We start from the raw sequence: 25,085 nt of genomic DNA, 5'->3' as shown, positions 1-25,085 counted from the left end.
GCTGTCCGTGCGCCGGCGCGGTACGTTTGCAGGATCGGCCCATGTTCCACGACTCCTCGCCATCGAGACTCCCCATGCCCCGTCTGCGCTCGTTCGCGCTGCTGTTGATGACTGCCGCCTGCTGGCCACTGCCGGCCCAGGAGAGTGTGCCGGCGGTCCGAATGGCGGCGCGTGAGCGGTATCGTGATGCCGGCTTCGGGATGTTCATCCACTGGGGCGTCTACTCGCAGCTGGGCCAGGGCGAATGGGTGATGAACAACCAGAAGCTCGCCATCCCGACCTACGAGTGGTTGGCCGGCACCTTCAATCCGGTCAAGTTTGACGCCAAGGAGTGGGTCGCGTTGGCGAAGGCCGCCGGGGTGCGATACATCACGATCACCTCACGGCATCACGACGGCTTCTCGATGTTCGCGACGAAGGCCAACCGCTACAACATCGTCGACTGGACACCCTTCCGCCGCGACCCGCTCAAGGAGTTGGCCGACGAGTGTCAGCGCCAGGGCATCGCGCTCCACTTCTACTACTCGCAGCTGGATTGGCACCACCAGGACTACTTCCCGCGTGGTGGGACCGGCGGAAGTTCGGGGCGGCCGGATCGCGGCGACTGGAACGCCTACCTGGCCTTCATGAACACGCAGCTGACCGAGCTGCTCACCAACTACGGGCCGATCGGCGGGATCTGGTTCGACGGCATGTGGGACAAGAAGGATGCGGACTGGCAGTTGGCGACGAGCTACGCACTGATCCACCGGTTGCAGCCGTCGGCCCTGATCATTCCGAACCATCACATCGCCCCGTTGCCCGGTGAGGACGTGCAGACCTTTGAGCAGGACCTTCCGGGCGCCAACACCGCGGGCTTCAACACCAAGACCATCGGGGCGCTGCCACTGGAGACCTCGCTCACCATGAACGGCGCGTGGGGCTACCACATCGCCGACCAGAATTGGAAGTCGACCAGCACGCTGATCGGTTACCTGGTGCGGGCCGCCGGGGCGAACGCCAATCTCCTACTCAACATCGGGCCTCGTCCCGATGGCACGGTGCAGCCCGAGGCAGCGGAGCGACTCCGTGCGGTCGGTGCGTGGCTCGGTCGCTACGGCACCTCGATCTACCAGACCCGTGGCGGCCCGGTGTCGCCGCGTCCGTGGGGCGTCACGACTCAGCGCGGTGACTCGGTGTTCGTGCACGTCCTGAATTGGCAGGACCGCGTGCTCGCCGTTCCGGACTTCGGGGCGCGGGTGCTCCGTGCCACGACCTTCGAGGGGGCGGCCGTGCCGTTCGTGCAGGGTCCGTCGGGGATCACGCTGACGTTGCCCACGGCGGCCGCCGAGAGCCCCGATCAGGTCGTGGTGCTGGTCACGGCCAAGCGGCCCTGAGCGGGGCCAACTCGTGCAACCTCGACGCGCCGGATTGCGTACCGAAGGTCTTCCCTCCCTTGTCGGAATCGCCATGCCCCGTTCGGCCGTTCGTCATCCGTCTGCGCTCCTGCTGGCCACCGTCCTCGCACTCTCGGTCCGGCCGGCTGCCGCACAACGCCCGGTCGCGGACTCGGTCTACCGACTTCCCGACATCACCCGCTCGATTCGCCGGGACAGCCTCGATCGGCTCCGCTTTGCCGGTGCCCTCTCCCAATTGCTGCTGGACCAGACCGCTGGCGTCTCCGGTCGGCTCGATCAGGCGTTCTTGTTGATTCCGGGGGTGTTGGCCCAGTCGCGTTCGGGCGGCGCCGACCTCCGGATCACGATCCGCGGCTTCGGGGCGCGTGGGGCCGGTGACCGCTCCAACGCCGGGACGATGCGCGGCGTGCGGGTGATGATCGACGGCTTCCCGGAGACGGAGCCCGACGGCCGGACCGCGCTCGACCTGATGGACCTCGGCACCGCGACCTCGATGCAGGTGCTGCGCTCGAATGCGTCGGCGACGTGGGGCAACGCTGCGGGCGGCGTGATCTCGCTGTCGACCATGCCGCTGGGGAGCGACCGCGATCCCAGCACGCAGCTGACGCTCGGCGGTTTCGGGTTGCGTCGCTCGGTCACCCGCTACGCCGCCTCGCTCGGTGGGAGCACGATCTACGGCGGCCTGACGCGTACCGTGCAGGATGGCTGGCGGAAGAATTCGAATGGTGCGCGCAGTCTGCTGAATCTTGGCTTTGCCGGCGCCGTGGGTGCCAACACGTCGTTGCGCGTCCAGGCCCTCGGCGCCGTGAACCAGTACAACATCCCCGGGCCGTTGACCGCCGCGCAGCTCGCGGCCGATCCACAGCAGGCCAATGCGACCTACCTCACCCGACGCGAACGACGCGACAATCAGACGCTCCGGATTGGATCGGAGGTGGTGCATCAGTTCTCCGAGCGTCTCGCCGTGTCGGCCAAGGTGTTCGTCGCGCCGAAGCACCTCGAGCGCTCCGAGCGCGGGACCTATCGCTACTTCGACCGCGTGCATCGCGGTGGCTCGCTCTTGGTCGAGGATGTGCTCGGCACCGCCGGGACCGTCTCGGCCGGTGTCGACTTCGCCCGCCAGGATGGCCCGGCCCACTTCTGGTCGTTGACGGCCGCCGGCGAACAGGGCACGACGATCGCCGCCTCGAAGAACGAGAAGGCGACCAACACCGGCGTCTTCGTGCAGCATGGCATCACGTTGGGGCGGCGCCTCTCGCTGACGAGCGGCCTGCGCTACGATGCCATCGACTACGGCCTGAAGACTCGCTGGCGCCGACGCTCAACGCGACGCGCCGCTTCTCGCAGGTCACCCCCAAGCTCGGCCTCTCGCTGCAGGTTGCCCCGGCGGCAGCCTTCTACGCCTCGCTGGGAGGCGGCGTCGAAGCACCGGCCGGCAACGAGACCGACGCCCCCGGGACGTTCGGTCAGGACACGGTGACGGGGATCTCCCCGCTGCTTGCGCCGATCCGCAGCACGACCGTCGAGGTCGGCTTCCGGCACAGCGTGGCCGCCCCGACCGGATGGCTGCTCGGGATGAGCTATGACCTCGCGGCCTACCAGACCAAGGTGCGCAACGAAGTGGTGCCCTATCGTGGCGGCCGCTTCTACTTCACCGCCGGTCGCGCCCAACGGCGTGGACTCGAGGCCTCGGCGCAGGCCGCCTTCACTGGTGGCGTCGGGGTGAGCGTCAGTGCGGCACTGCAGGATCACCAGTACACGCAGTATGTGGTGGACTCGGTGCACTACGGGAAGCCCGGCGCCTCGGCGAATTACTCCGGCAACAATGTCGTCGGGGTACCGCGCGCGCTCCTCGGCGGCGAGCTCCGGCTCGACCCCGCCTTCCTCCCCGGTGTGCGCGTTGCCTTCGGCGCACAGCACGTCGGCGACTACTTCGCCGATGATGCCAACCGTGTCGTCGTCCCGTCGAGCGTGACGGCCTCGCTCTCGGTGGCCACTCGCGAGGTGATCGCCATCGGTGGCGGGCTCGGCCTCCGCGGGTCAGCGACCGTGGCCAATCTCTTTGATCGCACCAACGTCGCCTCGGCGTTCCTGAATCCCGATCTGGTGGGCGGGCAGCCGGCCGCGTTCGAACCCGGACTGCCGCGGCACCTGATCATCGGGGTGTCGGTGGAGTGGCTGCGCGAGAAGTAGTGCCATCGAGCGGGCTCGGTGGTGCATGGCGGGCGGTGTACCTCAGGGTGCGCCGCCCGCTGTCGTGTGATGGCGGTCCCCGTGGGCAATGCCGACTCCAGCAATCCCCGATGAATGCTGGGTTTGCGGTTGCCGAGGTTCATCGTGCGTTCACCTTGTGGCGCTACGTTGCATGCAGACAGGAGGACGCCATGCCAATGAGTGCACGCTGGACCAAGACCCGCAGCACCATCACGCCGACGCTTCCCGTGGACGGCGATCGGGTGCGCCTGCTCGGTCGGGGGCTGGTGGTTGCCGAGCCGGGTCGCTGCGTGCAGTGCGGCATCTGTTCGCAAAACTGTCCGAGCGGGATCGACGTGCGGGCCGTGGCGCGTGAGGGTCGTGCCGTCACCGATCGGCGCTGCCTGCTCTGTGGCAGCTGCGTGACGCGGTGTCCGCGCGGCACCCTCTCGTTTCAGTTGCTGGAGGCGCCATGACCGCCCTGCACCACGTCCTCGTCGGCTCCGGCATCGCAGCGCTGAGTGCTGCCGAGGCGATCCGTAGCGCCGACCCACGGGCACGGATCACGATGGTGTCGCTCGAGGATGCGCCGTTTTACTCGCGCCCCGGGCTCGCGTACCTGCTCACGAACGAGCTGCCGGAGGCCGCCCTCGAAATTCGCTCGGCGGCGGAGCTTGCCGCCCTGCGCCTTGAGCGCGTGACCGGTATGGCGAGTCGCATCGACACAGGCGAACGACGCCTGGTGTTGCAGGACGGTCGCCGGATCGGCTACGACCGGCTGCTCATCGCCACCGGTGCCTCCTCAATGCCTCCCGACTTTCCAGGCGCCGCGCTCGATGGCGTAGTCCAGGTCGATGGCCTCAGTGAGGCGCGGGACTTCGTTGCCCGGAGTCGGCGGGCCAGCACGGCGATCGTGGTCGGCGGTGGGAGCACGGCGCTGGAACTCGTCGACGGGCTGCATGCGCGCGGCGTGACGACGCACTACCTGCTCCGTGGCGATCGGTACTGGTCCAAGGTCTTCGATCCGGTCGAGTCCGCGATCGTCGAGGCGCGGCTCCTCGCGGACGGCGTCCAGCTCCACCGCGTCACCGGCGTGCGCGAGGCGCTGGGCGCCAACGGCGTGCTGGTGGGGGTGACGACGACGGCGGGACGACACCTGGCGTGCGACCTGCTGGCGGTGGCGGTGGGGGTCCGGCCTCGCCTGGAGCTGGCGCGGGCCAGCGGTATCGCGATCGACCGTGGCATCCTCACGAATGAGTACTTGGAAACCAGCGTTGCTGGAGTGTTTGCCGCGGGCGATGCCGCCCAGGTCTACGACCCGGTGACCCACGGCGCGCTGCTCGACACATTGTGGGCCAGTGCGCTGCAGCAGGGGCGGATTGCCGGGCTCAACATGGCGGGCGTGCGCGTGGCGCACCGCAAGCATCCGCCGATCAACGTCACGCGCGTCGCCGGCATTACCGCGACCATCATCGGGGCGGTGGGCACGGCGGATGATCCCGACCTTCTCACCCTGACGCGTGGGCAGAGCGAGCGCTGGGCCACCGACCCCGATGCCTGGAGCGTCGCCGCGGCACGCCGGGGCGACCGCCTCCGCGTGGTGGTGAGTGGTCGCGCCATTGTCGGGGCCGTCGTGATGGGGGACCAGCGGGTCTCCCAGCCGCTGGCCCACCTGATCGGCGAGGAGGTCGACATCTCCGCCCTGCGCCCCGCGCTCGAGGCGGCGCCCGAGGACGCCATGGACCTGCTGCTCGCCTTCTGCGATGCGCACGTGGGGGATCATGCGGCGGAACACCGCTGAACTCGTCGGCGCGCTGAGCGCCGCGCTCCTCGCGACCTTCGCCTATCTCATCGGGCGCGAGGCAGGCGCGCGCTGGGCCGGCACCTGGCCGGGGCACCTGCTGGGCATCCTCGGGTTGGGGATGATGCTCTGGGCGGGCTTTGGCTACAGCTGGCGCAAGCGTCACCCCGCCTCCGGCGATGTCGCCATGCAGGTCGCGATGCAGACGCACATCGTGGCGGGGCTGGTGGGCCCGTATCTGGTCATCCTCCACTCGGGGATGGCGTTTCGCGGCCTCGCGGGGGTCCTGACCCTCGTGATGGTGATCGTGGTTGCCAGTGGTCTCGTCGGGCGCGCCATCTACACGGCGGTGCCCCGCAATGTGGCGGCGGCCGACCCGGTCCGTGCCGCCATGCTCGACGCGGAGCTCGCCAAGCTCGAAATCGAGCACGCCGAGTTGCTGCGGCAGGGCGATCCCGACCCTGCGGCCCGCGAGCGGCTGCGGCGCGCCATGACCGCGCTGCACCACGAGGAGGAGTTGTTGCGGTCGGAGTGGCGCCAGGTCGGAGGCGCCATGACGTGGCGCCGCATCTTCAGCATCTGGTGGTTCCTGCATGTGCCGGTGAGTGCCGCGCTCTGGGTGCTGGCCGGTGCGCACGTCGCGGCGTCGCTGTACTACGTCACCTTCGGCCAGTAGGGACCATGCCGAACCCCACCGCCTTCTTCTCGCGTGGAACGCTGACGGCCGCGCTGGTGGCGCTGGTCGCGACGGTGGCCGCCATCACGACGACCGGCGGCGCCATCTTTTCTCCCGGCGCGCTCCACGCTGGCGACAGCACGGCCGTGACGCTCGGCGGCGTCACCTCCCACGCCGGACTCGCGGGCCAGTGCGGGGCCTGTCATGCCGCGCCCTGGAGCGCCGAGTCCATGGCAGCACGCTGCCTGGCCTGCCACACCGACATTCAGGCGGAGCTTCGCGACAGTGCGGCGCTGCACGCCGGCTTGCCGGCGGCGTTGGCCTGCCTCGGCTGTCACGGCGAACATCTCGGCCCGACCGGCGAGCTGACGAGAATGGCGGGATCGGCGGCGGAGCACGCCCAATTCGGATTCCCGCTCGATGGGGCGCATGCAACCGTCGCCTGTCGGGCGTGCCACACACCCACGAGCAGCGGCGCGGGATTCAGCAAGGTGCCCACGACCTGTGTCGGCTGCCACCGTCAGGATGACCCTCACCGCGGCTCGCTTGGCGAAGACTGTGCCTCCTGCCATACCACCCGCACCTGGGAGGGGGCGACGTTCAAGCACGACGTGTTCCCGATCGACCACGGCGAGGGTGGGCCGGTACCATGCAAGACCTGTCACGACGACGTCAGCAACTACAAGCGCTACACCTGTTACGGCTGTCACGAGCACTCGCCGGCCCGGGTGCAGGCCGAGCACCGCGGCGAGGTGCGCACCACCAACCTCGACAACTGCCTGGCATGTCATAAGGGAGGGCGAGACGGCGAGCGGCGGGAAGGGGGCGACGAGCACTGACACGGCGACGCCTCCCTCGGAGCCGAGGGGGGCGGGCATCCTCCGAACGAACTAGAGCGTCGTGCGGCGGTAGACGATCACGTGCAGCAGGCGGTTGATCGCGAGGTGGAGCAGGCCGTACACGAACAACGCAATCAGGATCGGAATCGCCAGCGTGAAACCGTCGGCGATTTCGGGACTCTCGACGATTCCCCGGAATGGCGCGTAGAAGGGATTGGTCGCGCGGTCGACGAACTGCACGAAGCCGGAGCCGCCGCGAGCGTCGAAAAAGACCAGCAACACCCGCAGGAAGAGCAGCGAGTACAGCAGCATGAAGGCGTAATCGATGAACTGGGAGACACGCGCCAGCCCATGGCGCCTGGCAGGAGTCGAGACCTCGACGGGTTCGACACTCTCGATGTAGATCGGCATTGCAGACGCTCCGGTGAGGACATCGGGGGGACGAGTGGTGCGTGGGGCACCACACACCCGACGCCTCGCTATGTTTCGGCATGCACCCGCACCGTCCCCAGACTCGCCGCGAGGAAGTCGCCAATGCGCTGACCCACGGGACCGGCCTCGCCCTCTCGCTCGTCGGGCTGCCGATCCTCGTCCTCGTCGCCGCACGCCACGGCGATGTGCGGCAGGTCGTGGCCTGCAGCATCTTCGCCACCACGCTCGTGCTCCTCTACGCGGCCTCCACGGCGTATCATGCGGTGAGCGGCGATCGGGCCAAGCAGGCACTGCGCGTGGTCGACCACGTGGCGATTTATCTCCTGATCGCCGGGACCTACACCCCATTCGTCTTCGGGCTGCTGCGGGGCGTGCTGAGCTGGACGCTGCTCGGCGTCGTCTGGGGCTGGCGATCTTCGGCATCCTCTACAAGACGCTGCTCGGCTTCCGCTTTCCCCGACTCTCGACCGCACTCTACATCGGGATGGGGTGGCTGGCCGTCGTGGCTGTCCCCCCGCTGGCCCGCGCCATGCCACCGGCGGGGCTTGCCTGGTTGATTGCCGGCGGCCTCTGCTACACCGGGGGCGTGATCTTCTACGTGCGCGGGCATCGCCCCTACCGGCATGCTGTCTGGCATCTCTTCGTCCTTGCTGGCAGCGCGTGCCACTACGCGGCCGTGCTCGGCTATGCCACCGGGGTCGTGCGATAGGCGCACGCGGGCCCGGGGCGCGCGTAGATTGCGGTGCCCCCAGGCGTCGGTGAAGGAGTGACCATGATCCGCGCGGCGATGCTGCTGATGGTGACGGCCCTGACCTGCTACACCGTAGGGGTCTGGGGGGAACGCCTGGCCCAACGCCTCAAGCCATGGCACGCCATCCTGTTCTGGTGCGGTTTCCTCGCAGACACCACGGGCACCGAATTGATGCGCCGGCTTGCCGGTGGCTTCACGCCCTCGCTCCACACCGCCACCGGATTGCTCGCCCTCTCGCTCATGTTCGGCCACGCCATCTGGGCCACCATGGTGCTGCGTCGCCGCGACGAGTCCGCGATCCGGGTCTTCCACCGGATCAGCATCGTGGTCTGGGCAGTCTGGCTGATCCCCTTCCTGAGCGGGATGGTCGTCGGGATGCGGCGCGCGGGCTAGCGCGCCGACAGCCAGCTACTGCGTCTTGCGCTTCGATTCGATCAGCACGGCCCCGCTGTGACTGCCGAGGGTGTACGCCGATTGAAAGGTGCCCTCGACGCCGACGCGCGCGCCGACGCGTGGCGTCGAGCCGAGCGACTTGGTGACCACCAGCAGCGTCCCCGTCCCATCGTTCACCTGATAGCCACCGAGCCCCAGGGCACCGATGGATTGGGTGACCTCGCCAGCGATCCGGACCGTCTTGCCGTCGTACTGGCCCGGGTCGTCGAGCAGGGACTGGATGGTCTTGGCGCCTGGGCAGGCCGTGAGGGCCAACAGAGCCAGCGTGGCAAAGGGGAGCAGCGTGCGCATGCGCATCGGACAGCCTCGAAAGTTGGGGTGGAGCGGTCGGCGATTGGCGCAGGCCGATCATAGAGGAGACGGCGAGCGCATCCCGCCCCGCACAGCCACCGATCCATCCGAACGACTAGGCCGGAAATCGCTCTCCAGAGCGATACGCGCATACCGACCGGTGCGCGACCTTTGAGGGTGGTCGGTCGCGCCGCCTGCTGTGCGCGGTTCGGCGCGACCCGGCGTCCCAAGGGTATCACCATACCAAGCCGTCCGACTCTTCTCCGGAGTAGTAACATGCCACCACTGCGCATCATCCTGAGTTCAACCGCCCTTGCCTTCGTTCTGGCCGGTGGGCTCACTGCCCAAGGGCTCACCGCCCAAGGGATCACCGCCCCTCCCGCCAAGGTCGCCGCACCGTTCGTGGTGACTCCGATGCCTGCCAGGCTGGCGGCGCCATCCACAACGGCTGCCGTGGCAGCCGAGTTGGTGGCCGATGCGGGCGCGCCCTCCGCCGCTCGGGCTGCCCGTGGACAATCGAGCACCCTGATGATCGTGGGCGGGGCGGCGATCGTGACCGGACTCCTGCTCGATGAAGGGGTGATCACCTTTGTCGGCGCCGGCGTCTGGCTCTACGGATTGTATCTCTACCTGCGGTAAGCGGCCCGTTTGATGCACGGGGTGGGGTGAGGGAGGCATCCGAATTCCGGGGATGCCCCCCGCCACCCTCCAAGGAGCATCCCGTGCGGTCCTGTGTCCGGGAGTGCCGCGGCCACTCTCTCCTGCTCGCCGCCTGCGGCGGGGATGGGGACCGGCCCTGACCCCGAGGGCGGCGTGCAGCCCCCCGAACGGCGTCGCGCAATTCACCATCTCGCCACTCGACCTCGACCGAATCCCATTGCTGGTGCCGCTGGGTCATCTGGCGCCGCCGGGGCATGTCCTCCCCACCGATCACGTCTACTTCTACCAGGTCAACTTCGATCAGCGGCCGATCGTGCCGTCCACGGCGGTGCTGCCAGTGTACGCCCCCGCCACTGGCGCCGTGAATTTCATGCTCCATCAGGCCGGTGATGATTGGAAAGTCCAGTTCATCTCGACCAGGGACTTCTCCTACTACATCGACCATCTCCAGCCGCTCCCGACACTCAAGGTCGGATCGATCGTGCAGGCCGGCGACCAGATCGGGACCACCAACCCCGGTGGCTCGCTCGACCTCGGTGCGTACGACCTCCGCACCACGCGACGCGGCTTCCTGGTGCCCGCGCGGTATCCCGACCAAACGTCGCCGGGCGATTGGTCGGCAACTGGTTTGAGGAGAGTGTGCCGGTCGATCAGACCGCATCGGGCCCGGCGGGGTGGCCCAAGTCGTTGGCGTTCGTCTTTGACGAGGTCGATCCCCGGGTGGTGCGCATTTCGATCGGTGGCACGGTGGCACCGCCCGGGATCTGGGGCATTCCGGAGGATGCCCCGCCGCCCGCGACCGTCTCCGTCGCCTCCGGGCTGGTAGCGTATCGGCTGATGTACACCGAGAGCACCACGATCCAGTACGGGTTGATGCTGGTCCAGCTGACGGCCGACGATCGGCTCATGGTCGAAGTCTTCGTGGGCAATCAGCAGGGGGGTGGCGCGTTCACCACCGCAGCGCGGATCTACCGCCGATGACCCACGCGCGGCGCCACTTGTTGGCAATCGGCGATGGACCGGGTACTCTCACTGGGGATGTGAGAGAGACCACCGCCAGGGGTGACGCAGGATGAAATGGTCCGAGGCATTCGCGACTGGGGTCAGTCGCATCGATGACCAACACAAGATGCTCTTCGCGATGGCAGCCGATTTCCGGGACGCGCTGGATGAGTCGCGCGGCGAACGCGTCTACGCCGGGTTGTTGGAGTCGCTCGAGCTGTACGTGGTGAGCCACTTCTCGTATGAGGAGGGGTGCATGGCGCGCTTCGTCTGCCCGGTTGCCGCCGACAACAAGGTGGCCCATGCCATCTTCGTCGGGATGCTGGAGGAGTTCAATGTCCGGTACGCCGCGCGGCTTCGACGCGGCGGATGCGAGAAACCCTCGTGGACACGTTGGAGGGGTGGCTCGCCGACCACATCTGCCGGATTGACGTCAAGCTCCGCCCCCATGTGCCGGTGGCATGAGCCGCCTCTTCTCGCTGCTCGGCATGACGATTGGCGGCTGGCTCGGCTGGTGGCTGGGGTCGCTCGCGGGGCTCTTCACGGCCTTCATGGTGAGCATGGTCGGGACGGCGTTCGGCATGTACTACGGCAGGAAGCTCGCCCAGCACTACCTCCCCTGAACTAGGCCGCGCCGATGAGATCGGCGCGGCGCGCTTCCCACTCGGCCACCCACGGGACGATGGCGCTGCCGGCCATCGGCCGGGCAATGAAGTAGCCCTGCGCCACGTCGCACCGCAGCGACCGCAGCAGGTCCCAGTCATCGCGATCCTCGACCCCCTCTGCCACCGACCGGATGCCCAACTGGCGTGCCAGGCCCAGATTGGCCTCAAGGATGGCGCGGTTCGCACTGTCGTGGTGCGCCCCGTGCACGAAGCTCCGGTCGAGCTTGAGTTCGTCAAAGGGGATGTCGCGCAGCTGCGCCAGCGACGAGTGCCCGGTGCCGAAATCGTCGATCGAGAGGCCGATGTGTTTCAGGCGGAGGCGCGTCAGAATGTCGAGCGCCGCGAGGGCATTCGTCATCAATCGGCTCTCGGTCACCTCAAGGACGAGGTGCGTCGGCGGGACGCCGGCCGTGGCCAGCGCGCGGGCGACGAAATCAGGGAAGTCGAGCGCGCCGAGATTGTCCATGGAGACGTTCACGCCGATGTGCACGCGCAGCCCGGACTCGTCCCAGGCGCGTGCCTGCATCAGGGCCCGGCCGAGCATCGAGCGGGTCAGGTCGTCGATGAGGTGGTGCTCTTCCGGCCAAGGGGACGAAGTGCTCCGGACCGACCAGCCCGTCCTCCGGGTGCTGCCAGCGCACCAGCGTCTCGACCCCGACGACGTGGCCGGTGGCCAATTCCACCTGTGGTTGGTAGACGTTGATCAGCTCGCCCTGTCCGATCGCCTGCAACAGGCGGACAGGCGAATACTCGCGTCGTGGCGGGCGGATTGCACGCTCCGACGGCCGCGGCAGCTCTTCGAGCAGCCGCTGCAATTGGTCGGGCATCACCGGCTTGTGGAGCGCCCCCCGGACATCCAGGTTGTGCGCCCGGGCCAGCTTCCGGACCGTCTCGATGATTCGGCCATCTTCGGCGCTGATCAGGATCACGCATCCGGCGAAATGCAGTTCGCCAAGGTGCCGCGCAAACTCCACCCCGTCCATCTCCGGCATCTGCAGGTCCAGCAGGATCAGATCGACGGCGCGGATGTCCTGCTGGAGCAGCGCGAGCGCATCGGTCGCGCGCTCATGGGCGAGCACGTCCGCGAAGCCCAGGCGCCCGAGTTGGTGCGTAATCAGCCGCAGCGCAAACGGCTCATCATCGACGGCCAGGATCTTCATGCTGCCCCCACCAGGCGGTCGATGGCCACCTCGACGGCGGCGACGCTGCGCTCGAGCTCGGGGCACAACGTCGTCACGGCCTGCGCATCCCCAGCCGCCGCCGCGCCCTCGATCCGGGCACAGACGTCGCCGAGGCCGCCGGCGCCGATGGCGCGTGCGGAGGACTTCAACTTGTGGGTGGCTCGGCTCATGGTGACCAGGTCGCCGGCGGCCTGCCCACGGCGAAAGTCCGTCATGATGGCGCGCGCGCTGGTGCGGTACTGGAGGAGGAAATCCCGGACAATCTCGGGCTCGTGGCCGACCAACTCCTCGAGCACGCGCACGTCGACGATCACCCGTCCATCGCCGTTATCCGGCGGGGCGTGGGGGTCTGATGCTGACTGGTCTGGGGGTGGCATCCAGTGCATGCAGCGCTCCGGGACCGACTCGACGCGAACGGGTGGGGCTGGCCTGCCGCAATGGCCATCCGAAAGGTATACCCCCGCGCGTCAACGGGTGCCGCCACTCGCAGGCACCCGTCCCCTGCCCATCGGCTCAGCGTTCTGGGGCAAGCCGCTCCGGCGGCAGCATGGTGCGCAGTTCGCCGAGCGGAATCAGCCCCTCGTCCACCAGCATCAGCGCGTGGTCGCGGAGCGGGAGGAGGCCCGCCTCGAGCGCCACCCCTCGCAGTTCATCCACCGTCGCCCCGCGGGCAATGGCCTGCCGCAGCGCCGGCGAGGCGGGCAGGTACTCGATCGCGGCGATCCGCCCGTAGCATCCCGTCCCGCGACAGTGCTCGCATCCGGTGCCGGCGAAGAAGTGCATCGTGGCCGGCACGCCGCCGGGAAAGACCTCATCCACCATGGCCTGCGGCGGTGTGGTTGGCGCGCGACAACCCTCGCAGACGCGCCGGGCCAGCCGCTGCGAGAAGACGGCCAGCAATTCCGATCCGATGGAATTGCGATGCATGCCGAGATCGACCAATCGCTGCACCGCATCGACGGTGTCGTTGCAGTGCAGGGTGGAGAGCACGAGGTGTCCCGTCTGCGAGGCACGCAGCGCTTCGAGCGCGGTCTCGCCATCACGGATCTCGCCGAGCAGGATCACGTCGGGATCTTCGCGGACGAAGGCGCGCATGGCGTGCGCAAACTCGAAGCCGATCTCCGGCTTGACCTGCGTCTGCTGGATGCCGTCGAGGGCATACTCGATCGGGTCCTCGATGGTGATCACTTTGCGCGTTGCGTCGGCGGCGAGCAGCTGCAATCCGGCATAGAGGGTCGTGGACTTGCCGGATCCGGTCGGGCCGACGACGAGAATGAGGCCGCCGGGGGATTCGAAGAGCCGCCGATAGGTCTTGGCGATCTCGGGCGGAAAGCCGAGCTCGTCCACGCCGACGATCGTGGTGTCCTGCGGCAGCAGCCGCATCACCACGTGTTCACCGTGGAGGCACGGTTGGGTCTGCACGCGGAGGTCGAAGACCTGCTTGCCCGAGCGCGTGACGAACCGCCCACCCTGCGGCAGGCGGTGCTCGGCGATGTCGAGGTCGGCGCGCACCTTGATGACATTGACGAGTCCGAGGCGCTGCAGGTCGGTGAGTCGATAGTGCGTCAGGTCCCGGAGGTCGCCGTCGACCCGAATGCGGATCCGCGTCTGGCCTCGGTACGTCTCGATGTGGATGTCGCTGGCCCGCTCCGCGACGGCATCCAGCAGGAGTCCATCAAGCAACCGTTGCGCCGATTCGGTCGCGACCGGATCGACGAAGAGCAGATCGGCGGCCTGCCGTTGCGCCGGGGCCGGCTGCTGCGATCGTCCGGCCTGCTCCAGCGTGATCGCCATCCGCAGCCGTCGCAAGTCGGTTGGGGTCACGACAATGCGGCTGACCTGCTTGGCCCCGAGCGCCGCGCCGAGCTCCGGGACGAGGATCAGCGGGTCGCTCGTGGCCACCACAAGATCGTGGCCATCGAGCACAATCGGGATGACCTTGTGGAACTCCTGGAATCGCTGCGGCACGGCATGCGCCAGCGCGGGGTCGATGCGCGCGAGGAGGTCGTCGCTGTTCTGGAACGAGAGGCCGTGCAGCGCCGCGAGCGCGCGATAGACGTCGCGCTCCTCGGTGATGCCGTGGTCGATCAGCACCTCGCCGAGCCGGTGGTGACTCGCCTTCCCCTCGGCCGCCGCTGCAGTCAGTTCGTCGCTCGTGGCGAGCCCGGCGTCGAGCAATGCATCGCCGAGTCGCTTGTGCGGTGTCTCCGTCACGGACCACTCTCCCGTCGCGCGGTGCCTGCCGGTCGATCGCTCTCACTCGAAGATACCGGTGCCCGCGACGCGATGCACCGTGGACTCGTGCAATTCCCGCGGCACGAATCGGGATTGCGCTCCGTCAGGACGTACGCCGCCGCATCAGCGCACGATCGAGCGCCGCGGCGAAGGCCTGCTTGGCGCGCTGGTCGAAGGGCGGGGGACCGCCAGTGAGCACCCCGGCGCCTCGGAATGACTCCATCAGGTTGCGGATCGAGAGGCGCTCGCCGATGGTCTCTTCGGTGTGCTCCTCGCCGCGCGGATCGAGGACCGTGATGCCGGCGGGAACGAGTCGCGCGGCGAGGGGAATGTCCTGCGTGACGACGAGGTCGCCGGCCACCGCATGCGCCACGATGTAGTCATCGGCCACGTCGGCGCCGCCGTCGACGCGCACGGCGGTGATCTGCGGATTCCCCGGGGGCGTGTCGAGTCGTTGATTGGCGACCAGGATCGTGGGGAGGGCGAGTCGCTTCGCCGCGCGAAAGACGATCTCCTTCACGTCGCGCGGCGTGGCGTCGGCATCGATCCAGATGGTGCGGCTGACCTGCGGTTGCAGCACGCGCCTCCGGCGAGGGATTCCGATCGCCGAAGCATACTCACCCCGCCACTCACGGCGTCTTGACGGTCGGGGAGGGGAGCGCGAGGAGCCGTCGGCGAAAGGCCTGGAACGCGGTCGTTTCCTTGGTCAGTGCACGGAGCGCATTCGGGGGATAGGCGGCAATCAGTGCTTCGGTCGCCGTGACCCGATCCGCCGCGAGTGGGTGGGTCAGGAAGAATCCCTCGAGGGCGCTCCGGGTTGCGCTGCTGTTCGCTGAGCAGGATGCGGAACATCCCCGGGATGCCGCTGGGGTCGATCCCGGCCTTGATCGTGGTGGCCACCGCCTCGGCGTCGGCCTCGGACTCGTCGCGCCGCGAGAACTTCGCAAAGAGCGCGGTCCCTCCGAGGTTGATCGCCGCTTGCCCGGTGCTGCTGTTGCAGACCTTGGTGAGGGTGCAGAGCAGCGAGACGCCGCTGTTGGCGCCCTGGGCCTGCTGCATCTGCTGCACCGAGTGCCGCCGGGTGACGTGCCCGATCTCGTGGGCCAGCACGCCGGCGACCTGGCTCATGTTCTCGGCGCGCTCGATCAGGCCGCGATTGACATAGATCCAGCCGCCCGGCACCGCAAACGCGTTCACTTCGCGGCTGTCGACCACGGTGAAGTGCCAGGTCAGGCCGCGCGTATCGGTGGCGGCCGCCAACTGCTCGCCCAGCTGCGTGATGTAGCGCACGACCTGCGCGTCCTTGACCAACGGGAGTTGCGTCGCGATCTGGGCGCTGAGTCGGCGCCAATTGCACTTCCTGCTGCTGCGATGGCACAGCCGGCGCTGGCCATCGCCATCCACGCGACCGCAGCAGTCCCGCCAGGATCACTGTTGCCCGCCGGCCTTCGCCCGCGCCGCCGCGTTCGCGAAGATGGCGACCTCGACGCGACGATTGGCCGAACGCCCCGCTTCGGTCTCGTTGCTCGCGACCGGCTCCGACTCGCCGAGGCCCCGGGTCGCGATTCGTGCGCCGCTCACGCCCTGCGACGTGAGGTAGCGCGCGGCGGCGGCCGATCGCCGCTCCGAGAGGCCCTGATTGTAGGCCGAGGACCCGACCTGGTCCGTGTGCCCGATGATCACCAAGTCAGTGTCGGGGTACTTGTCGAGGCTGCCGGCCAGGGCGCGCAGATTCGACTGCGCCTCCGCCTTCACGGCGTCGGAGTCGAAGTCGTACAACAGCCCGGACGCGAAGGTGACCTGGATCCCTTCGCCGACACGCTCGACCGTCGCACCGGGGATGTTCTGCTTCAGCTCCTGCGCCTGCCGGTCCATGCGCGCGCCGATCAACGCGCCGGCCGTGCCGCCGACGACCGCGCCGATGATGGCACCCTTGGCGGTCGAGCCGGCCACCTTGCCGATCACACCGCCAACGACGGCGCCGCCACCGGCCCCGACGGCAGCGCCGGTCTGGGCGTTGGTGGCGCAACTCGCCAGGGTGGCGATGGTCAGAGCGAGAGAACGGTACCATGGGTTGAGCGGGTCATGCGGGCCTCCTCGGCCGGGTCATGCATGGACGTGCACGTTGGCGATCAACCATTCTTGCGCATGCCGGCCGCCACGACCACGACGCCGGCGATGATGGCCACGCCGCCCACCCAGGGCGGGATGGTCTGCTTCTCGTCGGCGGTCAGCTTCACGTCGCCGACTTCGAGGACGTCACGGCGCGTCGTGAAGGTGCCGCCGCGAATGAGCAGGAAGGCGCCGACGCAGATCAGGGCGATACCAGCAAGACTCAGGGGGCGCATGAACGCTCTCGGGTCGAAGGGACGGGTCAGGCGCGTCGCGGGCGGAGGGCCCGCAGCACGAGGAGCAGGACGACTGCGCCCACAAAGGCGACGAATATGGTGCCCGCAAGCCCACGAAACGGCGTCACGATGCCGAGCCAGCCGAACAGCCAACCCCCGACGAAGGCACCGACAATGCCGATGATGATGTCGCCGAGCAGGCCGTAGCCCACGCCGCCGACGGCAAAGGAGGCCAGCAGCCCCGCCAGGAGGCCGACGACGAGCCAAGCAACGATGTCCATGGGAGACGTCCTTTCGCGTGACGTCGACACCCCCGTGCGGGGGGCGGGACGAGGTCAGGCGGTTGGGCCTGGCCCCGTTGAAGACGTGCGTGGACTCCTAAGGTATGGCTAGGCGCGCGGAACAACCATCGGCCAAGTGGCGGAATTTCGGACTAGGCCCTGCTCCATCGAAGGAGCTACTGCGTTGGCCGATTGTGCGGATGCGTCGCGCCACCGCGGGTGAACGCCGCGACCTCGAGCCGGGTCCGCAGCGCCAGCTTTTCCAGGACGTTGTGGACGTGGCTCTTGACAGTGTGCACGGCGATATGCAGCCGCGCGGCGATCTCCTTGTTGCTCAGTCCGCTCCCGATCAGGTCGATGACCTGACGCTCCCGTTCGGTCAGCCCCTCCGTCTCGAGCACGCGCGGCTGTCCCTTCCGGATCGACAACGAGGCGATCTGGGAGAAGAGGGAGGTGGTGAGCTCGGGCGGGAGGACCTGCTGCCCAGCTGCAACGCCTAGAATCGTCGTGACGAACTGCTCAAGCGAGGCGTCTTTCATGATGAAACCGGAGGCGCCGGCGGTCACGAAGTCGGCGATGTCCTGTTGCGCCGGCAGGAGTCCCATGACGATCACCTTCGCGTCGGGCACTTCCTTGTGCACGGTGCCGGTGACGCGGAGGGAGTCGTGGTCCTCGAGCGAAAAGTCCAGCAGGACCACGTTCGGCTTCGCGTCACGGACCAGCTGGAGGGCATCGTCGATATCGGCGAAGGCGGCCAGCACAAGGAAGCCGGGTTGCTCCCGGATCAGGATGGCCAGCCCCTCGCGGAGCAGGCGATTGTCGTCGATGAGCACCACGGAAATCGGGGTCGGCATCGGCACCGCCTGTCAGGTCCCGCCGTTGGCATTGCACTCGGGAGCGCCGAGGGAGGCACGCGCACCGCTACCGACAATTCTACGCCGAAAACCTCCCGGTCGACCATCGACCGAGAGGTTGGCAGGGGGACTAGTCCGCTCCTCCATCGAAGGGGCTAGCTGGTTGCGCGGGTATCCGCATATCGGCTGATGCCCCGCGTAAAGGCCGCCACCTCGAGCCGCGTGCGCAGCGCCAGCTTCTCGAGGACGTTGTGGACGTGGCTCTTGACGGTGTGCACCGCGATGTGGAGCCGCGCGGCGATCTCTTTGTTGCTGAGCCCTTCGCCGATCAGGTCGATCACCTGGCGCTCGCGTTCCGTCAGGCCGACCGCCTCGAGCAGTCGCGGCTTCCCCTTCCGGATGGCCAGCGCGGCGATCTGGCTGAACAGCGAGTTCGTGAGTTCCGGCGGGAGGATCTGCTGCCCGGCGGCGACGCCGCGAATCGTGGCCAGGAAGTCATCGAACGACGCGTCCTTCATGATGAAGCCGGAGGCACCGGCCGTCACGAAGTCGGCAACATCCTCCTGGGCGGGGAGGAGGCCCATGACGATCACCTTCGCCTCCGGCACCTCCTGGTGCACGGTGCCGGTGACGCGGAGCGAGTCGTGGTTCTCGAGCGAAAAGTCGAGCAGGACGACGGAGGGCTTCGCGTCGCGCACGGTCTGGAGAACATCGTCGATGTCGGCCGAGGCCGCGAGGACGAGGAAGCCGGGCTGCTTGCGGATCAGGACCGCGAGACCTTCACGAAGGAGACGATTGTCGTCGATCAGGACGACCGAAATGAGGCCTGTCACGGGTGCCGCCTGGCTGGGTACTCCACCTGCAGCATCAGCGCGCGAGAGCGCACAGGGATGCAAGAGGGATGATAACGCCAGACGTTAATATTGTCAAGTTGAAATATTGCCGGATATAATTAAGGCCAAAGGGAAGTATTGTTATACGTAATTACTTGTAATATTATTGAGCTTGGGTATTACTACGCCCGCTTCCCGCATTCTGGTGTCTGCCATGCTCCGCTTCCGTCTCGCGGCGATCCTCAAGAAGAAGGGCTGGACGCCGTACCGCCTGGCCCAGGTCACGGGGCTCTCCGCCCCGACCGCCTACCGCCTGGCCGATCCCGACCAGCAGTTCGGCCGCTTCACGGCCGACACGCTGGACCGGATCTGCGAGGCGCTCGATGTCCAGCCCGGGGAGCTCCTGGAGTGGGTGCCGGAGCAACGGAAGAAGGCCCGGCCCGTCAAGTAGGCTCGGTCCTCACCCCGCCCCGAGCAGTTCGCGACGCACGATGGCCAGATGTGCGTCCGTCAGCCCTCCCATCTCGAACATCGCCACCCCACTCGCGCCACCCTCCCGTGCCGATCGCATGGCGCGCCCGAGAGCCTCCGGTGGCAGGTCGGGGAGGTAGACGCCCGCCACCAGCGGCGTCGCGGTCGGCAGTGCCGCCACCCCTTCCGCCACGCCCTTGCCGATCCACTCCACCGGCTCTCGATAGAAGGAGTGGTAGAGCATCGGGAAGACGAGGTCGAGCGGCCAGCGATCCCACTCCTGCCGCACCAGCGCGCGCGCAATCGTCGGCGTCGGGAAGACGGCCGCCGAGATCGCCTTCCCCTGCGCGTGGGTGGCGCGGGCCAGCACCTCGACGGTCTCGGTCACCATCCGCCAGCGGAAGCGGCGCCACTCGACGTCGGCCGCCGGGTCGGCGAGCGCCATCGGGTCCCGCCCGGTCTCCTTGCCGAACCGCTCGCGGCACGCCTCGCAATAGCAGAAGTCGTAGGGCGGCATCTCATGGTCCTGCACCAGCTTGTACTGCTCCCAGAGATTGCGCGGCAGGATCACGTCGGGGTGCCGGATGTAGTCGAGGTGCACCGCGTCCACGCCCGGCGTCGCCGCGATGCGGTCGATGACGCCCGCGAGGTATTCTCGCACCGGCGGCCGGGTGGGACAGAGCCACTGGTAATAGCCGACGTACGGAGGCGAGGTGAGTGAGCTCTTCCCCTCGCGACTCACCGAGAACCACGCCGGATGCGCCTCCTTCACCGCCTTGTCGCCACTCCGGTTCATCGTCCAGGTCCAGGCGTGCAGCACCATCCCCTCCGCATGGGCCGCCTCGGCATGCATCGCGAGGCTCCCGCCGCCCACCAGTACGCCGGAGATTCCGGCGGCGCGCAGTCGGGCGTAGCGCGTGCGCCACCCCGCTAGGTCCACGGCACCGCCACCATGCACCCAGGTCCAGGCGCTGAATTGGGCGCGGCCATCGATGCCCTGGAGCAGGGGGAGGGCGCGGCCGGCCACCAAGCCGGCGCCCACGGAGGCAAGGAACGAACGGCGATCAGTCATCGTGGCGCCTCATGGGGTGCGCGTTGGAGGGAGGAACTCAACGTACCCCCACTGTTCGGGGACGTGCATGTTGATGAGTCCCTGCGGTGTCCAGACCCAGTTGTGTTCGGGAAGGAGCTTGCCGTCGGCGCCGCGGCGTCGCGCGTACCCGCCGTCGATGACATCCAGATCCCACTCGACGCGGGAGAAGTTGATCCGCCACCGACTCCCGGGCGTCGGAGGGATGGTGGTGCGTCCGCCATCGGCGAAGGCCGCCCACGGGATCGCCAACTCGATGGTCCAGCCGCGGTCGCGGTCGCGCGGATCGTTGAGGGTGCCATCGAGGTGCACGGCAGAGCGCAGGCCGGTGATGGTCCAGGTATTGTCGGCCTTGCCGCCGAAGCGATACGGCTTGTCGAGGAAGAGGTCCCACACGGTGCCGAGGGCGTTGATCTCGAATTCGAAGTAGCGCAGCGCGTCGCCATCGGGATCGATGAACCACTCGAAATCGTGGTCATGAAAGATGACGGCATCGCGTGTGGTCAGCGTCGCCCAGAGATCGGGCTCCTCGAGGTCGGCGGCGATGTAGAGATGCCCGGCATCCCACGCGAGCTTCATGCGCGTTCGCCAGGTCGGCGCGGGTTTGGCGCTGCCCTCGATGTCGACGAAGGCGTCGCTCCAGGGGACGCCACGCCAGGCGGCTTCATCGAGCCGCCCGTCGATGCTCGGGGCCGAGACGAGATACGGGGCCTGATAGCTGCGAGGCTGGGCCTGCGCCGCCGCGTGCGCTGGGAGGCAGCAGGTCACGAGTGCCAGGCGGATCCATCGCCGCTGCATCTGCATTCCTCAGTGTCCGAGCAGGTGGCGCAGCGCTGGCTCGAGCGCGGGGTACCGGAATTGATAGTCGCTCGCGGACAGGACGTCAGGCCGGACGTGCGTGCTGGCGAGCAGCGTCGCCTCCGCCATCTCGCCGAAGAGCAGCTTCAACGCCACCGCGGGTACCGGGAGGATCGCCGGCCGCGAGAGCACGCGGCCCAGGGTCGTGGCGAAGTCGGCGTTGCGCACGGCGGTCGGTGCCACCGTGTTGACGGCCCCGGCGATTTCGTCGTGCGCCAGCAGGTGGTGGATCGCGCCGAGGACGTCATCGAGGGCGATCCAGCTCATCCACTGGCGGCCGCCGCCGAGCGGGCCGCCCAGCCCGAGGCGCGCGGTCGGCAGCATCTTCGCCAGTGCGCCGCCCTCGGGGGTGAGGATGATCCCGAAGCGCGGGTGCACCACGCGAATGCCCGCAGCGGCGGCCGGTGCGGCCGCGGCTTCCCATGCCTGCCCAAGTTGCCCGAGAAAATCGCCGGCAAGGGAACTCTGCTCCGTCAGCGCCTCGTCGCCGCGATCGCCATAGATCCCGATCGCGGAGACGGAGAGCAACACCCGTGGTGGCTGCGTCAGTCCGGCCAGCGTCTGGGCCAGCAGTTGCGTCGGGCCGATGCGGCTGTGGCGCAGCGCCTCCTTCCGGGCCGGTGTCCACCGCGCCGCCGCGATGTTCTCGCCGGCGAGGTGGATGACCGCGTCGAGTCCCTCGAAGTCGGCGGCGCGGATGACGCCTGCCTCGGGATCCCATCGGATCCCTCCCGGGAGCGCGCGGCGCGACACCGGGACGACGGTGTGCCCCTGTGCGGTGAGGAACGGGGTCAGGGCCGTGCCGACCATCCCCGATGCGCCGGTGATGGCGATCCGCATCGGTGCGAGTGGGGTGGTCATCTGCTGCTCCAGGTCGTGGCGGGTGACGTCGTGACGGTAGCGGAACATCCGGTCGAGTTGGCGCGCCAGGATCGGTGCGCCGATGGCGCGGCCCAGCAACCCACCGGGCAGGCTCGCCGTGATGGTGTCGTCGAGCAGGGCGCCGTCGGGGTGATCGCGGAAGCGGTGCGCGTGATGCCACGTCGCAAAGGGGCCGCGCACCTGCACGTCGTCGAAGCCGACCCCGGGTTCTACGGCCTCGTGACGAAGGACCCAGCGGAGGGCGATCGGACCCCGGCGAAGTCGCAGCGTCACCTGCAGGCCCTCCGTCAGCGCATCGCCACTCCTGGCGAGGATCTCCACCTGCTCCCAGGGCGGTCGCAAGCGCTCGAACGCGCCCGGGGCAGCGTGCCATCGCCAAAGTGCGCCTGCCGTGGTGGCCATCGGCGTCCGCCGTGCCACCACCACCGGGCGGCTCATGCGGGCGTCGGTGAGCCGCCCGCGCGCAGCTGGCGGACCAGCAGCACATCGGTGACGTGCTCCCGCGTGATCAGCCCGACGAAGCGGCCATCGGCATCAATCACCGGCAGCGCCTCGCGGTCGGAGGCAAAGAGCTGTTGCGCGGCGGCGAGCAACGGCGCGTCCACCTGTACCACGTGGTCATCGCGTGGTGGCACCATCGCCGACGCCACCGGGGCATCGACCCCGTGCACCGCGATGCCGTGGAGCACGTCATCGCGGGTCAGCACGCCGAGCAGTTCGCCGGCGGGTGAGGTGACGGGGAAGGCCGACTGCTGCCCGTGGGCGAAGAGCGCCACGACGTCCTGCAGCCGACGGTGCGGTGCGAGGACGCGGACGTCGGTGGTGGTCAATCGCGCGGCCGTCTGCTCGTTGCTCACGTGTCGCTGTTGCACCATCTGCAGCTCGGCCTGCGCGCCGAGGAAGACGAAGAGCGCGATCAGCAACAGCATCGGAGCGCCGTTGAAGCCCAGGACCGCGAAGCCGACCGCCACGACCTGGCCGACGCGCGCGGCGATGCGGGTGCCGCGCACCAGCCCGAGTCGACTGGCCAGCAGCGCGCGCAGTACGCGGCCGCCATCCATCGGGAAGGCCGGGATCAGGTTGAAGACCAGCAGGATCAGGTTGGTCCAGCAGAGCGATTCGAGCAGTGGCAGGTTGCCGAACTCCTGCGGCAGCACAAAGCCCGAGCGGAGCCCGACGGCCACGCCGGTGAGGAGGACGATCAGCAGCGTGACTGCGGGGCCGGCAAGCGCTATCACCAGCTCCTCGCGCGGCCGCTCGGGGAGGTTGGCGATCCGTGCCACGCCGCCGATCGGGGTCAGGAGGACGTCGGGCGTGCCGATGCCGTAGTGGCGTGCGGCGAAGATGTGCCCGAACTCATGCAGCAACACCGAGAGGAAGAGCAGCACCAGAAACGCGAGTTCATCGGCGGCCCCGGCGGCGCCGGCGTCCTGCCACCCTTCCCACGCATACCAGGCGAGCAGCAGGATGAGCGTCGCGTGCACGCGCACCCGGGTTTCGCCGACGCGGCCAAGGCTGATGGACCACATCACGCCGCTCCGCGGTCGCGCAGCAGCGCCTCGGCCGCGCGGCGGCCGGAATGCAGTGCACCATGCAGCGAGGCGGTCTCGCGATGGTCACCGGCGACATACCGGCCCGCGCGCAGCCGCACCGGCCGGGCGACGGGGTCGAGATCGTCGGGCAGTTGATCCGGTTGAGCGTAGCGGATCCGATGCACCCGCAGCAGACGCCACGTCGCCACCGAGGCGCCGAACCAGGTGGACGCCTGCTGCCGGACTGTACGCTCCAGCGCCTCGTCACCCTCGGGGTGGTCGTCGATCACGGCAATCGTCACCAGCGCCTCGCCGGCGGGGGCCACCCCTGCGGACAGTTCGCTCATGACGACAAGCGAGTTGATCGGACCACGCCCCTCGCCATTCAGCAAGAGGTCACGACCGCGCCAAGGCGCCGCTGGTGCGGCGAATGCCAGCGAGATGGCGGACCGCGGTCGGGTCGGAGCCGGGAGTCCGAGCAGCGTGGCGGCAGTGTCTCCTTCGGTCGCAATGATCATGTCGGAGGCGGGGACGAGTTGGCCGTCATCGAGCCGCACGCCCTCCTCTTCGAGCGCCACGACGCGGCGGTGCAGCTGCACGGTGCCGGGCGGCAGTCCCCCGGCCAATTGCGCCGGGATGGCCCCCATGCCGCGTGCGGGGATGGCGGTGTCGCCCTGCGCCATCATTCGCATCACGAAGTCGAGCATGCGGCTCGAGGTGGCGAGATCGCGACCGAGGAAGATCCCGCCGAGCCACGGTTCCAGAAAGGCCGTGGTGAAGTCGGCCGAGAAGCCGAAGGCCTCAAGGACGGTGCGCGCTGACGTCGCGGGGCGTGCAAACATTTCATCGAGCGATCCCTCGAGTGCGCGCTGGCGCAGCCGCAGCACTGCGGCCTTGTCACGCCAGGAACCCAGCCCGTCGAGCAAGGAGGCCACGGCGGGCCCCGGGCGGCGGAAGGGATCGGCGAGCCGGTGCCACGCCTCGCCCGCGCGAACGACCGCACCGGGTTCGAATGCGCACAAGTCGAGCGCCGCGTAGTCGAGGACCGCTCGGCATTCGGGATAGGCCGTCAGCAACACCTGGAAGCCTCGGTCCACGAGGAAGCCGTCGACCGTGTCGGTGCGCACGCGACCGCCGACGCCGTCGCTCGCCTCCAGGACGGTGCACGGCACACGTGCCGCCGTCAGGTGGCGCGCCGCCGCAAGCCCTGCCAGCCCGGCGCCGACGATCACCACGGGGGCGGTCATCCGGCCGATTCCCCGCGGGGCCGGCTCCGGCCCTCCTCGCTCCCCGATCGTGCCATCCTGCCTCCTGGTGGACCTCGTGCCTGGGATACCCCGCCCGGGGGGCGGCGGTCCGC

28 protein-coding genes and 2 pseudogenes are annotated in these 25,085 nt (G+C 68.6%); 13 read left to right on the top strand and 17 right to left on the bottom strand.

Annotation, left to right across the window (positions count from 1 at the left end):
• Window positions 1-74 precede the first annotated feature (74 nt).
• From IPG05_04130 to IPG05_04100, 7 genes are all read left to right on the top strand, one after another.
• The gene (locus tag IPG05_04130; protein ID MBK6494279.1) at window positions 75-1,376 is read left to right on the top strand and encodes an alpha-L-fucosidase; all 1,302 of its coding nucleotides are present in this window, start codon (window positions 75-77) and stop codon (window positions 1,374-1,376) included.
• A gap of 73 nt (window positions 1,377-1,449) precedes the next feature.
• Window positions 1,450-2,877: a TonB-dependent receptor gene (locus IPG05_04125; protein ID MBK6494278.1), complete on the top strand. Its 1,428-nt coding sequence runs from the start codon at window positions 1,450-1,452 to the stop codon at window positions 2,875-2,877.
• Entirely contained in the window at window positions 2,874-3,590 is a 717-nt protein-coding gene (locus IPG05_04120; GenBank protein ID MBK6494277.1) for a TonB-dependent receptor, read from the top strand. Before IPG05_04125 ends, IPG05_04120 begins: the two co-directional genes overlap by 4 nt.
• Before the next feature lie 191 nt (window positions 3,591-3,781).
• The gene (locus IPG05_04115; GenBank protein ID MBK6494276.1) at window positions 3,782-4,066 is read left to right on the top strand and encodes a 4Fe-4S dicluster domain-containing protein; all 285 of its coding nucleotides are present in this window, start codon (window positions 3,782-3,784) and stop codon (window positions 4,064-4,066) included.
• A complete protein-coding gene (locus IPG05_04110) occupies window positions 4,063-5,391 on the top strand; it encodes an FAD-dependent oxidoreductase (protein ID MBK6494275.1) in 1,329 nt (442 codons plus the stop codon). Before IPG05_04115 ends, IPG05_04110 begins: the two co-directional genes overlap by 4 nt.
• Entirely contained in the window at window positions 5,354-6,067 is a 714-nt protein-coding gene (locus IPG05_04105; protein ID MBK6494274.1) for a hypothetical protein, read from the top strand. The genes IPG05_04110 and IPG05_04105 overlap by 38 nt, the downstream gene beginning before the upstream one ends.
• Window positions 6,068-6,072: 5 nt before the next feature.
• Window positions 6,073-6,906 carry a hypothetical protein gene (locus tag IPG05_04100; protein MBK6494273.1) on the top strand — a complete coding sequence of 278 codons (834 nt, stop codon included), beginning with the start codon at window positions 6,073-6,075 and terminating at the stop codon, window positions 6,904-6,906.
• A gap of 51 nt (window positions 6,907-6,957) precedes the next feature.
• Here IPG05_04100 and IPG05_04095 read toward each other — a convergent pair whose 3' ends face one another.
• A complete protein-coding gene (locus IPG05_04095; GenBank protein ID MBK6494272.1) occupies window positions 6,958-7,317 on the bottom strand; it encodes a YggT family protein in 360 nt (119 codons plus the stop codon).
• Between the two features lie 80 nt (window positions 7,318-7,397).
• Between IPG05_04095 and IPG05_04090 the strand changes: the two are divergent.
• Together IPG05_04090 and IPG05_04085 are read left to right on the top strand one after the other, a co-directional pair.
• Window positions 7,398-8,047, top strand: a pseudogene (locus IPG05_04090) (hemolysin III family protein).
• A 63-nt stretch (window positions 8,048-8,110) separates the two neighbouring features.
• Window positions 8,111-8,482, top strand: a complete 372-nt coding sequence (locus tag IPG05_04085) for a TIGR03987 family protein (protein ID MBK6494271.1) — start codon at window positions 8,111-8,113, stop codon at window positions 8,480-8,482.
• A 15-nt stretch (window positions 8,483-8,497) separates the two neighbouring features.
• On the opposite strand, the gene IPG05_04080 is transcribed toward IPG05_04085, so the two are convergent.
• Window positions 8,498-8,839 carry a hypothetical protein gene (locus tag IPG05_04080; protein ID MBK6494270.1) on the bottom strand — a complete coding sequence of 114 codons (342 nt, stop codon included), beginning with the start codon at window positions 8,837-8,839 and terminating at the stop codon, window positions 8,498-8,500.
• A 270-nt stretch (window positions 8,840-9,109) separates the two neighbouring features.
• Between IPG05_04080 and IPG05_04075 the strand changes: the two genes are divergently transcribed.
• The 3 genes from IPG05_04075 (at window position 9,110) to IPG05_04065 (ending at window position 11,123) form a co-directional block, all read left to right on the top strand.
• The gene (locus IPG05_04075) at window positions 9,110-9,472 is read left to right on the top strand and encodes a hypothetical protein (protein ID MBK6494269.1); all 363 of its coding nucleotides are present in this window, start codon (window positions 9,110-9,112) and stop codon (window positions 9,470-9,472) included.
• A gap of 660 nt (window positions 9,473-10,132) precedes the next feature.
• On the top strand, window positions 10,133-10,474 hold the full coding sequence (locus IPG05_04070; protein MBK6494268.1) for a hypothetical protein: 342 nt from the start codon (window positions 10,133-10,135) through the stop codon (window positions 10,472-10,474).
• 91 nt (window positions 10,475-10,565) lie between these two features.
• Window positions 10,566-11,123 (top strand): hemerythrin domain-containing protein, encoded by a 558-nt coding sequence (locus IPG05_04065; protein MBK6494267.1) that lies wholly within the window; start codon window positions 10,566-10,568, stop codon window positions 11,121-11,123.
• On the opposite strand, the pseudogene IPG05_04060 reads toward IPG05_04065, so the two are convergent.
• The 10 genes and pseudogenes from IPG05_04060 to IPG05_04015 form a co-directional block, all read right to left on the bottom strand.
• Window positions 11,120-12,320: pseudogene (locus tag IPG05_04060) on the bottom strand (EAL domain-containing response regulator). The gene IPG05_04065 and the pseudogene IPG05_04060 sit on opposite strands and share 4 nt — an antisense overlap.
• Window positions 12,317-12,655, bottom strand: coding sequence for an Hpt domain-containing protein (locus tag IPG05_04055; GenBank protein ID MBK6494266.1), 339 nt, complete (start codon window positions 12,653-12,655; stop codon window positions 12,317-12,319). The pseudogene IPG05_04060 and the gene IPG05_04055 overlap by 4 nt, the downstream one beginning before the upstream one ends.
• Before the next feature lie 199 nt (window positions 12,656-12,854).
• Window positions 12,855-14,555: a type II/IV secretion system protein gene (locus tag IPG05_04050; protein MBK6494265.1), complete on the bottom strand. Its 1,701-nt coding sequence runs from the start codon at window positions 14,553-14,555 to the stop codon at window positions 12,855-12,857.
• Window positions 14,556-14,679: 124 nt separating this feature from the next.
• Complete coding sequence (locus IPG05_04045) at window positions 14,680-15,123, bottom strand: YaiI/YqxD family protein (protein MBK6494264.1); 444 nt, start codon at window positions 15,121-15,123, stop codon at window positions 14,680-14,682.
• Window positions 15,093-15,887 (bottom strand): M48 family metalloprotease, encoded by a 795-nt coding sequence (locus IPG05_04040; GenBank protein MBK6494263.1) that lies wholly within the window; start codon window positions 15,885-15,887, stop codon window positions 15,093-15,095. Before IPG05_04040 ends, IPG05_04045 begins: the two co-directional genes overlap by 31 nt.
• Window positions 15,888-16,004: 117 nt before the next feature.
• Entirely contained in the window at window positions 16,005-16,628 is a 624-nt protein-coding gene (locus IPG05_04035; GenBank protein MBK6494262.1) for an OmpA family protein, read from the bottom strand.
• An 80-nt stretch (window positions 16,629-16,708) separates the two neighbouring features.
• A complete protein-coding gene (locus IPG05_04030; GenBank protein ID MBK6494261.1) occupies window positions 16,709-16,924 on the bottom strand; it encodes a hypothetical protein in 216 nt (71 codons plus the stop codon).
• A 26-nt stretch (window positions 16,925-16,950) separates the two neighbouring features.
• Window positions 16,951-17,205, bottom strand: a complete 255-nt coding sequence (locus IPG05_04025) for a GlsB/YeaQ/YmgE family stress response membrane protein (GenBank protein ID MBK6494260.1) — start codon at window positions 17,203-17,205, stop codon at window positions 16,951-16,953.
• 176 nt (window positions 17,206-17,381) lie between these two features.
• Window positions 17,382-18,059, bottom strand: coding sequence for a response regulator transcription factor (locus IPG05_04020; protein MBK6494259.1), 678 nt, complete (start codon window positions 18,057-18,059; stop codon window positions 17,382-17,384).
• Window positions 18,060-18,214: 155 nt separating this feature from the next.
• Window positions 18,215-18,892 carry a response regulator transcription factor gene (locus tag IPG05_04015; protein ID MBK6494258.1) on the bottom strand — a complete coding sequence of 226 codons (678 nt, stop codon included), beginning with the start codon at window positions 18,890-18,892 and terminating at the stop codon, window positions 18,215-18,217.
• Between the two features lie 214 nt (window positions 18,893-19,106).
• Between IPG05_04015 and IPG05_04010 the strand changes: the two genes are divergently transcribed.
• Window positions 19,107-19,343 carry a helix-turn-helix transcriptional regulator gene (locus IPG05_04010; GenBank protein MBK6494257.1) on the top strand — a complete coding sequence of 79 codons (237 nt, stop codon included), beginning with the start codon at window positions 19,107-19,109 and terminating at the stop codon, window positions 19,341-19,343.
• A 9-nt stretch (window positions 19,344-19,352) separates the two neighbouring features.
• Here the strand turns inward: IPG05_04010 and IPG05_04005 are convergent, their stop codons facing one another.
• Genes IPG05_04005 through IPG05_03985 form a run of 5 tightly spaced genes read right to left on the bottom strand, consistent with a single transcriptional unit; the run spans window position 19,353 to window position 24,972 of the window.
• Complete coding sequence (locus IPG05_04005) at window positions 19,353-20,435, bottom strand: family 10 glycosylhydrolase (protein ID MBK6494256.1); 1,083 nt, start codon at window positions 20,433-20,435, stop codon at window positions 19,353-19,355.
• Window positions 20,436-20,444: 9 nt separating this feature from the next.
• A complete protein-coding gene (locus IPG05_04000) occupies window positions 20,445-21,257 on the bottom strand; it encodes a carbohydrate-binding family 9-like protein (protein MBK6494255.1) in 813 nt (270 codons plus the stop codon).
• Between the two features lie 3 nt (window positions 21,258-21,260).
• Window positions 21,261-22,631, bottom strand: a complete 1,371-nt coding sequence (locus tag IPG05_03995) for a TIGR01777 family protein (protein ID MBK6494254.1) — start codon at window positions 22,629-22,631, stop codon at window positions 21,261-21,263.
• Window positions 22,628-23,722 (bottom strand): CBS domain-containing protein, encoded by a 1,095-nt coding sequence (locus tag IPG05_03990; GenBank protein MBK6494253.1) that lies wholly within the window; start codon window positions 23,720-23,722, stop codon window positions 22,628-22,630. Before IPG05_03990 ends, IPG05_03995 begins: the two co-directional genes overlap by 4 nt.
• Entirely contained in the window at window positions 23,722-24,972 is a 1,251-nt protein-coding gene (locus tag IPG05_03985) for an FAD-dependent oxidoreductase (GenBank protein MBK6494252.1), read from the bottom strand. The genes IPG05_03990 and IPG05_03985 overlap by 1 nt, the downstream gene beginning before the upstream one ends.
• Window positions 24,973-25,085: the final 113 nt, after the last annotated feature.

The sequence above is a fragment of the Gemmatimonadota bacterium genome (assembly GCA_016704275.1).
Lineage (GTDB): Bacteria > Gemmatimonadota > Gemmatimonadetes > Gemmatimonadales > GWC2-71-9 > Palsa-1233.
Note: the sequence above shows the minus strand (reverse complement) of the source record. Positions and strands in the feature narration are given on the sequence as shown.

What these genes read in the sequence shown, in the direction of transcription:
- IPG05_04030 (MBK6494261.1), bottom strand. Translation starts at nt 16,924, where the DNA reads ATGCGCCCCCTGAGTCTTGCTGGTATCGCCCTGATCTGCGTCGGCGCC.
- IPG05_04005 (MBK6494256.1), bottom strand. Translation starts at nt 20,435, where the DNA reads ATGACTGATCGCCGTTCGTTCCTTGCCTCCGTGGGCGCCGGCTTGGTG.
- IPG05_04095 (MBK6494272.1), bottom strand. Translation starts at nt 7,317, where the DNA reads ATGCCGATCTACATCGAGAGTGTCGAACCCGTCGAGGTCTCGACTCCT.
- IPG05_04125 (MBK6494278.1), top strand. Translation starts at nt 1,450, where the DNA reads ATGCCCCGTTCGGCCGTTCGTCATCCGTCTGCGCTCCTGCTGGCCACC.
- IPG05_03985 (MBK6494252.1), bottom strand. Translation starts at nt 24,972, where the DNA reads ATGACCGCCCCCGTGGTGATCGTCGGCGCCGGGCTGGCAGGGCTTGCG.
- IPG05_04100 (MBK6494273.1), top strand. Translation starts at nt 6,073, where the DNA reads ATGCCGAACCCCACCGCCTTCTTCTCGCGTGGAACGCTGACGGCCGCG.
- IPG05_03995 (MBK6494254.1), bottom strand. Translation starts at nt 22,631, where the DNA reads ATGAGCCGCCCGGTGGTGGTGGCACGGCGGACGCCGATGGCCACCACG.
- IPG05_04130 (MBK6494279.1), top strand. Translation starts at nt 75, where the DNA reads ATGCCCCGTCTGCGCTCGTTCGCGCTGCTGTTGATGACTGCCGCCTGC.
- IPG05_04000 (MBK6494255.1), bottom strand. Translation starts at nt 21,257, where the DNA reads ATGCAGATGCAGCGGCGATGGATCCGCCTGGCACTCGTGACCTGCTGC.
- IPG05_04110 (MBK6494275.1), top strand. Translation starts at nt 4,063, where the DNA reads ATGACCGCCCTGCACCACGTCCTCGTCGGCTCCGGCATCGCAGCGCTG.
- IPG05_04080 (MBK6494270.1), bottom strand. Translation starts at nt 8,839, where the DNA reads ATGCGCATGCGCACGCTGCTCCCCTTTGCCACGCTGGCTCTGTTGGCC.
- IPG05_04010 (MBK6494257.1), top strand. Translation starts at nt 19,107, where the DNA reads ATGCTCCGCTTCCGTCTCGCGGCGATCCTCAAGAAGAAGGGCTGGACG.
- IPG05_04115 (MBK6494276.1), top strand. Translation starts at nt 3,782, where the DNA reads ATGCCAATGAGTGCACGCTGGACCAAGACCCGCAGCACCATCACGCCG.
- IPG05_04065 (MBK6494267.1), top strand. Translation starts at nt 10,566, where the DNA reads ATGAAATGGTCCGAGGCATTCGCGACTGGGGTCAGTCGCATCGATGAC.
- IPG05_04020 (MBK6494259.1), bottom strand. Translation starts at nt 18,059, where the DNA reads ATGCCGACCCCGATTTCCGTGGTGCTCATCGACGACAATCGCCTGCTC.
- IPG05_03990 (MBK6494253.1), bottom strand. Translation starts at nt 23,722, where the DNA reads ATGTGGTCCATCAGCCTTGGCCGCGTCGGCGAAACCCGGGTGCGCGTG.
- IPG05_04075 (MBK6494269.1), top strand. Translation starts at nt 9,110, where the DNA reads ATGCCACCACTGCGCATCATCCTGAGTTCAACCGCCCTTGCCTTCGTT.
- IPG05_04105 (MBK6494274.1), top strand. Translation starts at nt 5,354, where the DNA reads ATGCGCACGTGGGGGATCATGCGGCGGAACACCGCTGAACTCGTCGGC.
- IPG05_04025 (MBK6494260.1), bottom strand. Translation starts at nt 17,205, where the DNA reads ATGGACATCGTTGCTTGGCTCGTCGTCGGCCTCCTGGCGGGGCTGCTG.
- IPG05_04085 (MBK6494271.1), top strand. Translation starts at nt 8,111, where the DNA reads ATGATCCGCGCGGCGATGCTGCTGATGGTGACGGCCCTGACCTGCTAC.